The organism is Streptomyces sp. NPDC101178 (genome assembly GCF_044767965.1).
Classification (GTDB): domain Bacteria; phylum Actinomycetota; class Actinomycetes; order Streptomycetales; family Streptomycetaceae; genus Streptomyces.
Genome location: NZ_JBIWOZ010000002.1, coordinates 51,654 through 63,665, shown reverse-complemented (window position 1 = coordinate 63,665; position 12,012 = coordinate 51,654). Strand labels below are relative to the sequence as shown.

General features: G+C 71.9%; 10 protein-coding genes. 7 read left to right on the top strand and 3 right to left on the bottom strand.

The features are described 5' to 3' along the window. Positions 1-358: 358 nt before the first annotated feature. The 7 genes from ACIRR8_RS04410 to ACIRR8_RS04380 all read left to right on the top strand — a co-directional run bounded on the left by ACIRR8_RS04410 (position 359) and on the right by ACIRR8_RS04380 (position 9,809). Positions 359-2,314 carry an acyl-CoA dehydrogenase family protein gene (locus ACIRR8_RS04410; protein ID WP_404058842.1) on the top strand — a complete coding sequence of 652 codons (1,956 nt, stop codon included), beginning with the start codon at positions 359-361 and terminating at the stop codon, positions 2,312-2,314. 132 nt (positions 2,315-2,446) lie between these two features. Next, positions 2,447-3,700 (top strand): 1-deoxy-D-xylulose-5-phosphate reductoisomerase, encoded by a 1,254-nt coding sequence (gene dxr / locus ACIRR8_RS04405; protein ID WP_404058840.1) that lies wholly within the window; start codon positions 2,447-2,449, stop codon positions 3,698-3,700. After that, a complete protein-coding gene (locus ACIRR8_RS04400) occupies positions 3,697-5,007 on the top strand; it encodes a M50 family metallopeptidase (protein WP_404058837.1) in 1,311 nt (436 codons plus the stop codon). The genes dxr and ACIRR8_RS04400 overlap by 4 nt, the downstream gene beginning before the upstream one ends. A 176-nt stretch (positions 5,008-5,183) precedes the next feature. Beyond that, the gene (gene ispG / locus ACIRR8_RS04395; protein WP_404058835.1) at positions 5,184-6,341 is read left to right on the top strand and encodes a flavodoxin-dependent (E)-4-hydroxy-3-methylbut-2-enyl-diphosphate synthase; all 1,158 of its coding nucleotides are present in this window, start codon (positions 5,184-5,186) and stop codon (positions 6,339-6,341) included. Between the two features lie 166 nt (positions 6,342-6,507). Then, entirely contained in the window at positions 6,508-7,350 is an 843-nt protein-coding gene (locus ACIRR8_RS04390; protein ID WP_404060632.1) for a GNAT family N-acetyltransferase, read from the top strand. Positions 7,351-7,463: 113 nt separating this feature from the next. Continuing rightward, positions 7,464-8,036, top strand: coding sequence for a GNAT family N-acetyltransferase (locus ACIRR8_RS04385; RefSeq protein ID WP_404058832.1), 573 nt, complete (start codon positions 7,464-7,466; stop codon positions 8,034-8,036). A gap of 69 nt (positions 8,037-8,105) precedes the next feature. Then, positions 8,106-9,809, top strand: coding sequence for a proline--tRNA ligase (locus tag ACIRR8_RS04380; protein ID WP_404058830.1), 1,704 nt, complete (start codon positions 8,106-8,108; stop codon positions 9,807-9,809). 62 nt (positions 9,810-9,871) lie between these two features. Here ACIRR8_RS04380 and ACIRR8_RS04375 read toward each other — a convergent pair whose 3' ends face one another. Genes ACIRR8_RS04375 through ACIRR8_RS04365 form a run of 3 tightly spaced genes read right to left on the bottom strand, consistent with a single transcriptional unit; the run spans position 9,872 to position 11,847 of the window. Then, positions 9,872-10,789 carry an aminoglycoside phosphotransferase family protein gene (locus ACIRR8_RS04375; protein ID WP_404058827.1) on the bottom strand — a complete coding sequence of 306 codons (918 nt, stop codon included), beginning with the start codon at positions 10,787-10,789 and terminating at the stop codon, positions 9,872-9,874. Between the two features lie 30 nt (positions 10,790-10,819). Beyond that, complete coding sequence (locus ACIRR8_RS04370) at positions 10,820-11,332, bottom strand: ferritin-like domain-containing protein (protein ID WP_404058824.1); 513 nt, start codon at positions 11,330-11,332, stop codon at positions 10,820-10,822. Beyond that, positions 11,329-11,847, bottom strand: coding sequence for a hypothetical protein (locus tag ACIRR8_RS04365; RefSeq protein WP_404058822.1), 519 nt, complete (start codon positions 11,845-11,847; stop codon positions 11,329-11,331). The genes ACIRR8_RS04370 and ACIRR8_RS04365 overlap by 4 nt, the downstream gene beginning before the upstream one ends. Positions 11,848-12,012: the final 165 nt, after the last annotated feature.

The following is a 12,012-nucleotide window of genomic DNA, read 5'->3' as shown; positions in this document are numbered from 1 at the left end:
GCGGCTCGACGACGGGCCCTCGTCGGGCACGTCCACGGGGTCACGCTCACCCCGGACCGCGCCTGGTGGGCGTCCATCGCCCATGACCTGCCCGCCGACGCCAAGCAGGCCGCCGAGGCAGGCGACGTCTTCTGGCCGCGGGAACTCATGGTCCTCCCGAAGGCGACCAACCTACGACCCGATGCTCCTGCGGCCCGGCCGGCTCGGCTGACGGAAGGGGGACGCCCGCCAGGCCTGGTGCGGGTGCCGAACTCCGGGTACATGGGTTACATACGGACCAGTAAGCAGCCAGCCCCTACGCAGTCCGCGCGTCCAGGTGCCTGTCCGTCCTGGTGGCACGCGGCGAGGTGAGGTCCCCATGTCCGCACCACACAACACCCCCCAGGTCCCCAGAGCGCCCAAGGTCACCGAGCGTGAGGCGCGGCGGGTCGCCGAGGCCGCCCGGGAGCAGGACTGGCGTAAGCCCAGCTTCGCCAAGGAGCTGTTCCTCGGGCGCTTCCGGCTCGACCTGATCCATCCGCACCCCTTGCCGCCGCCCGACGACATCCGGCGCGGCGAGGAGTTCCTGGCGCGGCTGCGTGCCTTCTGCGAGGCGCACGTCGACAGTGCGCGGATCGAGCGCGAGGCCAAGATCCCCGACGAGGTGGTCAACGGGCTCAAGGAGCTCGGCGCGCTCGGTATGAAGATCGAGACCAAGTACGGCGGTCTCGGGCTCACCCAGGTGTACTACAACAAGGCGCTCGCCCTGGTGGGCTCCGCGAGTCCCGCGATCGGTGCGCTGCTCTCGGCGCATCAGTCGATCGGCGTACCGCAGCCGCTCAAGATCTTCGGCACCCAGGAGCAGAAGGACGCCTTCCTGCCCCGGCTCGCCACCACCGCCGTCTCCGCGTTCCTGCTGACCGAACCCGACGTCGGCTCCGACCCGGCCCGCCTCGCCACCACCGCCGTACCTGACGGGAACGACTACCTCCTGGACGGTGTGAAGCTCTGGACGACGAACGGGGTCGTCGCCGATCTGCTCGTCGTCATGGCTCGGGTGCCTGCCTCCGACGGGCACTCCGGCGGCATCACCGCCTTCGTCGTCGAGGCGGACGCCCCCGGCGTCACCGTCGAGCACCGCAACGCCTTCATGGGACTGCGGGGCATCGAGAACGGCGTCACCCGCTTCCACCAGGTCCGCGTCCCCGCCGCCAACCGGATCGGACCCGAGGGCGCCGGGCTGAAGATCGCGCTCACCACCCTCAACACCGGGCGTCTGTCGCTGCCCGCCATGTGCGTCGGCGCCGGCAAGTGGTCCCTGAAGATCGCCCGCGAATGGTCCGCCGTACGGGAGCAGTGGGGGCGGCCCGTCGCGAAGCACGAGGCGGTCGGCGCGAAGATCTCCTTCATCGCGGCCACCACCTTCGCCCTGGAGGCGATCGTCGACCTCTCCTCCCAGATGGCCGACGAGGACCGCAACGACATCCGTATCGAAGCCGCCCTCGCCAAGCTGTACGGCTCCGAGATGGGCTGGCTGATCGCCGACGAACTCGTCCAGATCCGCGGCGGCCGCGGCTTCGAGACCGCCGAATCGCTCGCCGCCCGCGGGGAGCGCGCCGTTCCGGCCGAGCAGATGCTCCGCGACATGCGGATCAACCGGATCTTCGAGGGCTCCACCGAGATCATGCACCTGTTGATCGCCCGCGAAGCCGTCGACGCCCACCTCAAGGTCGCCGGCGACATCATCGATCCGGAGAAGGCACTCGCCGACAAGGCCAAGGCCGGTGCCAACGCAGCGGCCTTCTACGCCCGTTGGCTGCCTCAGTTGGTGACCGGGGCTGGGCAACTTCCGCGTACGTACGGTGAGTTCAAGCCCGCCGGGCACCGCGACCTCTCCGGGCATCTCCGGTACGTCGAGCGCTCCTCGCGCAAGCTCGCCCGGTCCACCTTCTACGCCATGTCCCGCTGGCAGGGGCGGATGGAGACCAAGCAAGGCTTCCTCGGCCGGATCGTCGACATCGGCGCCGAACTCTTCGCGATGAGCGCCGCCTGCGTCCGCGCCGAGCATCTGCGGGGCGCGGGGGAGCACGGCCGGGAGGCGTACCAGCTCGCGGACGCCTTCTGCGAGCAGGCCCGCATCCGGGTCGAGGAGCTGTTCACGCGGCTCTGGTCCAACACCGACGACCTGGACCGGCGCGTGGTGGACGGCGTGCTCTCCGGTACGTACACCTGGCTGGAGGAGGGCGTCATCGACCCCAGCGGCGACGGCCCCTGGATCGCGGACGCCACCCCCGGGCCCTCCGCCGGGGAGAACCGGCACCGGCCGGTCCGCTGAGCCGCCACCCGTAACCCGTCAAGGGAGCGCGCCCGCACACCGGGCGCGCTCCCTCCGTGCCGAAGCCACCTAATCGCCGCCCCACCGGGACGCGCTGTCCACGCACACAGCCGGAGCGGCAACAATGGGGGCATGAGCGACAGCCCCGCCCCCCTCGCCGATCCGCATCTCCTCTTCGACGCCGCGGACGGCCGCCGGGATCTGGTGATCCTCGGCTCCACCGGGTCCATCGGCACCCAGGCCATCGACCTGGTCCTGCGCAACCCCGACCGCTTCCGGGTCACCGCGCTCTCCGCCGCCGGCGGCCGGACCGCCCTCCTCGCCGAGCAGGCCCACCGGCTGCGGGTGGACACGGTCGCCGTCGCCGACCCCGGCGCGGTCGGAGGACTCCGCGAGGCGCTGCGTGAGCGGTACGGGGCCGGGGAACCGCTCCCGGAGATCCTCGCAGGCCCCGACGCGGCGGCCACCCTCGCCGCGAGCGACTGCCACACCGTGCTCAACGGGATCACCGGCTCCATCGGGCTCGCCCCGACGCTGGCCGCGCTGCGGGCGGGCCGGACGCTCGCCCTCGCCAACAAGGAGTCGCTGATCGTCGGCGGCCCGCTGGTGAAGACGCTCGCCGCCCCCGGCCAGATCATCCCGGTCGACTCCGAGCACGCCGCGCTCTTCCAGGCGCTGGCGGCCGGGAAGCGTGCCGATGTCCGCAAGCTCGTCGTCACCGCCTCCGGCGGGCCCTTCCGGGGCCGTACGCGCGAGGAGCTGGCCGACGTCACCCGCGAGCAGGCCCTCTCCCACCCCACCTGGGCCATGGGCCCGGTCATCACGATCAACTCCGCGACGCTCGTCAACAAGGGGCTTGAGGTCATCGAGGCGCACCTCCTCTACGACATCCCCTTCGACCGCATCGAGGTCGTGGTCCACCCGCAGTCCTACGTGCACTCCATGGTCGAGTTCACCGACGGCTCCACCCTCGCCCAGGCCACCCCGCCCGACATGGGCGGACCCATCGCCATCGGCCTCGGCTGGCCCGAGCGCGTCCCGGACGCCGCCCCCGCCTTCGACTGGTCGAAAGCGTCCACGTGGGAGTTCTTCCCGCTGGACACCGAGGCCTTCCCGTCGGTCGGCCTCGCCCGCCACGTCGGTACGCTCGGCTCCACGGCACCCGCCGTTTTCAACGCGGCCAACGAGGAGTGCGTCGACGCCTTCCTCGCCGGACAGCTGCCCTTCAACGGAATCATGGATACGGTCACCGCTGTGGTGACCGAACACGGCACCCCCGCCCCGGGAACCCCGCTCAGCCTCGCGGACGTCCTCGAAGCGGAAACCTGGGCCCGCGCACGGGCCCGGGAACTCTCGGCGAAAGCGACAGCGGAGGCGCGCGCATGAGTCTGACCTCGATCCTGCTGACGGTCCTGGGGATCGCCGTCTTCGTCGTGGGCCTGCTGTTCTCCATCGCCTGGCACGAGCTGGGCCACCTCTCCACGGCCAAGATGTTCGGCATCCGGGTCCCGCAGTACATGGTCGGATTCGGCCCGACGCTCTGGTCGAAGAAGAAGGGCGACACCGAGTACGGCATCAAGGCCATCCCGGCCGGCGGCTACATCCGCATGATCGGGATGTTCCCGCCCGGCGCCGACGGCCGCCTCGAAGCCCGCTCCACCTCACCGTGGCGCGGCATGATCGAGGACGCCCGCTCCGCCGCGTACGAGGAGCTGGAGCCCGGCGACGAGAAGCGGCTCTTCTACACGCGCAAGCCGTGGAAGCGCGTCATCGTGATGTTCGCCGGCCCGTTCATGAACCTGATCCTCGCCGTCGCGATCTTCATGGGCGTCGCGATGACCTTCGGCTTCCAGACGCAGACCACCGAGGTCGCCGGCGTCCAGCAGTGCGTGATCGCGCAGAGCGAGAAGCGCGACACCTGCGAGGGCACCGACCCCGTCTCCCCGGCCAAGGCCGCAGGCCTGAAGGAGGGCGACAAGATCGTCGCCTTCGGCGGGCAGAAGGTCGACGACTGGGCGACGCTCTCGGACCGCATCCGCAACACCATCGGCCCCGCCACCATCACCGTCGAGCGCGGCGGCCAGGAGCTCACCCTCAACGCCGTCCTGCGCGAGAACGCCGTCGCGAAGAAGGACGGCAACGGCGAGGTCATCCCCGATCAGTTCGTCAAGGCCGGCTACCTCGGCTTCGCCGCCCAGACCGAGATCGTGCCGCTCGGCTTCGGTGACTCCGTCGTGCGCATGGGCGACATGATCGAGAACGGCGTCGACGCGATCATCGCGCTGCCCTCCAAGATCCCCGACCTGTGGAACGCGGCGTTCAGCGACGGCCAGCGCGCCGACGACTCACCGGTCGGCGTGGTCGGTGCCGCGCGCATCGGCGGCGAGGTGATGAACCTCGACATCCCGGCGCAGAACCAGGTCGCGATGATGCTGTTCCTGCTCGCCGGCTTCAACCTGTCGTTGTTCCTGTTCAACATGTTGCCGCTGCTCCCGCTCGACGGCGGGCACATCGCGGGCGCGCTCTGGGAGTCGCTGCGGCGCAATGTGGCCAAGGTCTTCCGGCGCCCGGACCCGGGCCCGTTCGACGTGGCCAAGCTGATGCCGGTCGCCTATGTGGTCGCCGGACTCTTCATCTGCTTCACGCTGCTGGTCCTGGTGGCCGACATCGTGAACCCGGTCAAGATCAGCTGAGCCTCCGCGAGGGAGCCCGCAGAGGTGACCGCCGGGCACACACCCCGTGTCCGGTCGGTCACCATCTGGTTGACTTGTCCGTACGGTGCGTGCGCCCAGGCTCCGGTGCCGTAACCTCGAAGCCTGGAGCCCGCCGACATCGGGACCTTGATCCACACCTTGGGGATGCACAGCGCATGACTGCGATTTCTCTCGGAATGCCGGCCGTTCCGACCAAGCTCGCCGACCGAAGGGTCAGCCGACAGATCCAGGTCGGCACGGTCGCGGTCGGCGGCGACGCACCCGTCTCCGTGCAGTCGATGACGACGACGCGTACGTCGGACATCGGCGCCACCCTCCAGCAGATCGCCGAGCTGACGGCCTCCGGCTGCCAGATCGTCCGGGTGGCCTGCCCGACCCAGGACGACGCCGACGCCCTCGCCACGATCGCGCGCAAGTCGCAGATCCCGGTGATCGCCGACATCCACTTCCAGCCGAAGTACGTCTTCGCCGCCATCGACGCGGGCTGCGCGGCGGTCCGCGTGAACCCCGGCAACATCAAGCAGTTCGACGACAAGGTCAAGGAGATCGCCAAGGCGGCGAACGAGACCCGCACCCCGATCCGGATCGGCGTCAACGCCGGCTCCCTGGACGCGCGGCTCCTGAAGAAGTACGGCAAGGCCACCCCCGAGGCCCTCGTCGAGTCCGCCCTGTGGGAGGCGTCCCTCTTCGAGGAGCACGGCTTCGGCGACATCAAGATCTCGGTCAAGCACAACGACCCGGTCGTCATGGTCAACGCCTACCGCCAGCTCGCCGCCCAGAGCGACTACCCGCTCCACCTCGGCGTCACCGAGGCCGGACCGGCGTTCCAGGGCACCATCAAGTCGGCCGTCGCGTTCGGCGCGCTGCTCTCCGAGGGCATCGGCGACACCATCCGCGTCTCCCTCTCGGCCCCGCCGGCCGAGGAGGTCAAGGTGGGCCTGCAGATCCTGGAGGCGCTCAACCTGAAGCAGCGCCGCCTGGAGATCGTCTCCTGCCCCTCCTGCGGCCGCGCCCAGGTCGACGTCTACAAGCTCGCCGACCAGGTCAGCGCCGGCCTGGAGGGCATGGAGGTCCCGCTGCGCGTCGCGGTCATGGGCTGCGTCGTCAACGGCCCCGGCGAGGCCCGCGAGGCCGACCTCGGGGTCGCCTCCGGCAACGGCAAGGGCCAGATCTTCGTCAAGGGCGAGGTCATCAAGACCGTGCCCGAGTCCAAGATCGTCGAGACCCTCATCGAGGAAGCCCTGAAGATCGCCGAGCAGATGGAGAAGGATGGCATCGCCTCCGGCGAGCCTCAGGTCTCCATCGGCGCCTGACCTGCGCCTTTTCCGGTCATCGCCGCCCCGCCGAGCTCCGTGCCCGGCGGGGCGGCGGCGTCTCCAGGGCCTGTCCGGAAGCCCGCTTCCGGACCCGGGCAGCGCTCTTGGGCCTTGTTGGGTACAGTGCGGAAATCAGCAGACCGCATGGTGAGGCCCCCTCGTGTTGACGCAGACCACCACCCGGGTCCTCGAACCCAGCGACCTCGGCGCAGCGCTCGCCATCCTGGAGAGCGAGCCCGTGGCCAACGCTTTCGTCACGTCCCGCGTCCAGGTCGCCGGGCTCGACCCCTGGCGCCTCGGCGGCGAGATGTGGGGCTGGTACGCCGACGGCAGGCTCCGCTCCCTCTGTTACGCCGGTGCCAACCTGGTCCCCATCTGCGCCGGGCCCGAAGCCGTACGCGCCTTCGCCGACCGGGCCCGCCGCGCCGGCCGCCGCTGCTCCTCGATCGTCGGCCCCGCCGAACCCACCGCGCTGCTCTGGCGGCTGCTCGAACCCGGCTGGGGCCCCGCCCGCGAGGTCCGCGCCAACCAGCCCCTCATGGTCACCGAGAGCCCGTCGGCCGACATCACTCCCGACCCGCTGGTCCGCCGCATCCGCAAGGACGAGACCGAGGTCCTGATGCCGGCCTGCGTGGCGATGTTCACCGAAGAGGTCGGCATCTCCCCGCTCGCCGGTGACGGCGGCCTCCTCTACCAGGCCCGCGTCGCCGAACTCATCGGCGCCGGCCGCTCCTTCGCCCGCATCGACGACGGCAAGGTCGTCTTCAAGGCGGAGATCGGCGCCGCCACCCCCCAGGCCTGCCAGATCCAAGGCGTCTGGGTCGCCCCCGAACACCGCGGCAAGGGCCTCTCCGAGACCGGCATGGCCGCCGTCCTGCGCTACGCCCTGGCCGATGTCGCCCCCGTCGTCAGCCTGTACGTGAACGACTACAACACCGCCGCACGCAAGGCCTACCGCCGCGTCGGCTTCCGTGAGACCGGCACCTTCATGAGCGTCCTGTTCTGAACAGCCCGCCGGGAAGGCTTCCCTGCCGCCCGTGCGGAAGGCCCTCCGTACGGAGGGCGCTTCCCCGCCGCCGCCCGTTCCGGCCCACCCGCCCCGGCCAGTAGGGTTCGCGCATGGCACCAGTCACCGCGCACGGCCCCGCGGACCCCGGCATCGCGGTCGGCCCGATCGACCTGGCCGCACGCGTCGACGAAGCCCTCCACGTCCAGGCCGCCGCCTTCGGGCTCAGCCAGGACGAGATCGACGTACGCCGCCACATCGTCCTCAGGCACCTGGACCACCCCGAGGCCCGCGCGCTCGGCGCCCTCACCCCCGGCGGACGGCTCGTCGGCTTCGTCTACGGGCTGCCCAACGACCGCGCCCACTGGTGGTCCACCGTCGTCGAGCCCCACCTCCGCGCCACCGGCTCCGACGGCTGGCTCGACGACTCCTTCGTCATCACCGAGCTGCACGTCCACCCCGACCACCAGCAGCACGGCATCGGCCGCACCCTGATCACCACCATCACCGACGCCGTCCCGCAGCCCCGCTCGATCCTCTCCGCGATCGACAAGGACAGCCCGGCCCGCGCTCTGTACCGAGCGCTCGGCTACCGCGACCTGGCCCGTCAGGTGGTCTTCCCCAGCGCCCCACTGCCGTACGCGGTGATGGGCGCCCCCCTGCCGCTCCGCAGGCACCAGGGCTGAATGGATTTCCGCCTGCCCGCACCCCCCGGCTAACCTCGGGCTCACCACCCTTGCGAGCAGGAGTTCATCATGGCCCAGGTCCAGCGCATGTCCCGATTGATGATCAAGACACTGCGCGACGACCCGGCGGACGCCGAGACGCTCAGCCACAAGCTGCTGGTCCGCGCCGGGTACGTGCGGCGCAACGCGGCCGGCATCTGGTCCTGGCTGCCGCTCGGCAAGAAGGTCCTGGACAACATCTCAGGCGTGGTGCGCGAGGAGATGGACGCCATCGGCGCCCAGGAGGTCCTGCTCCCCGCCCTGCTGCCCAAGGAGCCCTACGAGGCGTCCGGCCGCTGGGAGGAGTACGGCGACCTGCTCTTCCGCCTCCAGGACCGCAAGGGCGGTGACTACCTCCTCGGCCCGACCCACGAGGAGATCTTCACCCAGACCGTCAAGGACCAGTGCACGTCCTACAAGGACCTGCCGGTGATGCTCTACCAGATCCAGACGAAGTACCGCGACGAGGCCCGCCCCCGCTCCGGCGTGCTCCGTGGCCGCGAGTTCCAGATGAAGGACTCGTACAGCTTCGACACCACCGACGAGGGCCTCGCGCACTCCTACGCGCTGCACCGCGCCGCGTACATCAAGATCTTCGAGCGCCTCGGCCTGGACCACCGCGTCGTCTCCGCCGTCTCCGGCGCGATGGGCGGCTCGGCCTCCGAGGAGTTCCTGGCGCCCGCCGCCGCCGGTGAGGACACCTTCGCGGACTGCCCGAACTGCGACTACGCCGCCAACACCGAGGCCGTGACCTTCGCGCTCGCCCCGGTCGACGGCTCGGCGCACGGCGCGGTGGAGGAGCTGGACACCCCCGACACCCCGACCATCGAGACCCTCGCCGCGCACCTCGGCGTCCCCGCCTCCGCCACGCTGAAGAACCTGCTGGTCAAGGTGGACGGCGAGATCGTGGCCGTCGGCGTCCCGGGCCACCGCGAGGTCGACCTCGGCAAGCTCGGCGAGCACCTGGCGCCCGCCGTCGTCGAGCTGGTCACCGCCGAGGACTTCGTCGGCCGTGACGACCTCGTACGCGGCTACGTCGGCCCCCAGGGCCTGGAGAAGGTCCGCTACCTCGCCGACCCCCGCGTCGCCCCCGGCACCGCCTGGATCACCGGCGCCAACAAGGACGGCAAGCACGCCAAGAACGTCGTCGCGGGCCGTGACTTCGAGGTCGACCAGTACGTCGACGTCGTCGTGGTCGAGGAGGGCGACCCCTGCCCCAACTGCGGTACCGGCCTCACCCTGGACCGCGCCATCGAGATCGGCCACATCTTCCAGCTCGGCCGCAAGTACGCCGACACCTTCCAGCTCGACGTGCTCGGCCAGCAGGGCAAGCCGGTCCGCGTCACGATGGGCTCGTACGGCATCGGCGTCTCGCGTGCCGTGGCCGCCCTGGCCGAGCAGTCCGCCGACGACAAGGGCCTGTGCTGGCCCCGCGAGGTCGCCCCGGCCGACGTCCACGTCGTCGCCGCGGGCAAGGCCCTCCAGACCGAGCTGGCCCTCGACGTCTCGGAGAAGCTCAACGCGGCGGGCCTGCGCGTCCTGGTCGACGACCGCCCCGGCGTCTCGCCCGGCGTGAAGTTCACCGACTCCGAGCTCATCGGCGTGCCGAAGATCCTGGTCGCCGGCCGCCGCTCGGCCGACGGCGTCCTGGAGCTGAAGGACCGCCGCACCGGCGAGCGCGAGGAGCTGACCGTCGACGAGGCGATCGCCCGCCTGACGGCCGACCTGGCCTGATCAGCCGATGGGAAAGGCCCCCGCGCACGAGTGCGCGGGGGCCTTCGCCGTACGGCGGACCGTTACAGCCAGCCGGCGAACTCCAGGTTGACCTCGCCCATCTGCCGCCGCCCCTCGGCCAGCGCCCGGGTCCCCGACTCGACCGCCCGGAACAGCGTCCAGCCGTGCAGCCGCGCCTGGTCCACCTCCAGCGACTCCGCCAGCCTCTTGACCCGCCGCCGGGCCGTCACCGGTCCGCCCGGCGAGGCGATCAGATCCTCCACCCGGTCCCGCACCAGCCGCGCCAGGTCGTAGGCCCGCTCACCCACCAGCGGCTCCGGGCCCACCGTCAGCCACGGCGCGCGCTCGCCGGACAGCACCTTGCTCTGGCGGAAGTTGCCGTGCAGGAGCAGGAGTTCGGGAGCGGCCTCGACCAGTTCCCTGCGGGCCGCGAGCGCCGCGTCCACCAGCGGCGCGAGCGCCGGATCGGCCTCGGCGGCCGCCCGCATCCCCGCCGTCTGCCGCTCGGTCCGCTCGGCCACGGTCTCGAAGGGATGGCCGGCGGGCGGCTCCACCCAGAGCCGCCGGACCGTGCCCGCCGCCTCCAGGAGAGCCTTGGCCTCCGGCAGCGAACGCAGCGACACCTCGTGGTGCAGCCGCTCCAGCAGCAGCGCCCCGGACGCGCCGGGAGCGGGGTCCTCCAGCAGCTTCACCGCGCCCCAGCCGTTCCAGTGCGCCAGCGCCGCCCGTTCCCGCTCCGGCTCGGCACGCGGCGGAGCGATCTTCAGCGCGGCCGGGGTCCCGTCGGCCTGCCGGACCAGGAGCACCAGGGCGCTGCGCCCGCCTGGGGCGGCCACCCGCTCCACGGCGAGGTCCGGCCCGGCGGCGTCGAGCGCCTGTTCGGTGAGCGTGGGGAGGCGTTCCAGCCAGTCGGCCGCCGCACCGTCCCCGTACATCTCGCCGAGCGCGCGCACCAGGCGCTGCGGCGGTTCGAAACCCATACGTCCGTTGATCCCTTCCCGGTCCCTCGGTCAGCCTTCGGGCGTGTCCGCTCCCGCGGCCTCCACCGGGCCCGTCTTCTCGGCCGGACCGGCGCCCGGAGCCCGCTCGGCGAGCCCCGGAAAGGCTACGTTGCCGCCCCGCCAGCGGGCCGCCCGCACGGCCGCCTCCCGCAGCGCGCCCGCCGCGTCGGCCCGCGCGGGCCCTTCGGTGGCCCGTACGAGATCGGAGCAGGCGCCCGCCACCCGGTCCTCCAGGATGGCGGCGAGGCGCAGTGCCGACGCGGTGTCGGTAACCGCGAAGGGCAGAGCGTACGCGGCGTCGGCGGCGACCGGCGCACCGCCCAGGTCACGCACGCGCCACATGAGCGCGTCCCGGCGCGCGCGGTGCCCGTCGTACGCCGCACTCGCCTCGGTGCGCCGCTTCCCGGTGATGCGGCCGCCGAGCACCCCGTACCCGTAGACGGCCGCGTGCTCGGCGGCCAGTGCGGCCTGGGTGGCGGTGAGTGCGGGGGAGGGGGTCTCGTCCTCGGAGGGCAGGGTCATGACGAGGTCTCCTTGGCCAGCTCGGTCAGCAGGTACGCGTGGACCGCCGCGGCCGCGGCCACCGAGGCCAGCAGCCGGGCCAGCTCCGGTTCGGCGGTGAGCAGCGCCTCGGCGTGCGCGTCGGCCCGGCGGCGCTCGGCGGCGGCCAGCTCCCGCACGGCCGCCTTCGCGTCGGCGGAGACCGGACCGGGCGCGGGCGGCGCGGCGGCCTTCCGGCCCTTCACCGCCAGGGCCTTGGTGTGCTCCCGTACGGCCGTCCGCAGGGGCGCCAGGCCCTCCGCGAGCACCGGGTGGGCCTCGGTGGCCAGGTCGTAGTGGGCGAGCGTCAGGGCGGCGGTGTGCGCCGCGGCCGTCCGCAGCCTCCGCTCCACCCGGACCGCTTCGGCCTCGGTGCGGACGGGACCGTTCCGGCCCGTGCTCTTGTCGTCGTCCCCGCAGCCGGTCAGCACCGCACCCAGTGCGAAAGCCCCCGTCGCGGTGAGCGCCCCCCTGCGGGTCGTCCCCGTGCTCCGCACGTCTCTCCTTCGGGCCGGGACCGATCCTGACAGGATCTGTCCTGAACTGATCACCGAACGCGAGCGTACCCGCGGTGACAGGGCGGGCGGACGGCAACACCCCTGGCGACCGGATACCCTTTCACCTGACACGCGACGATCCCCACAACAGCACACGCGGCCGAG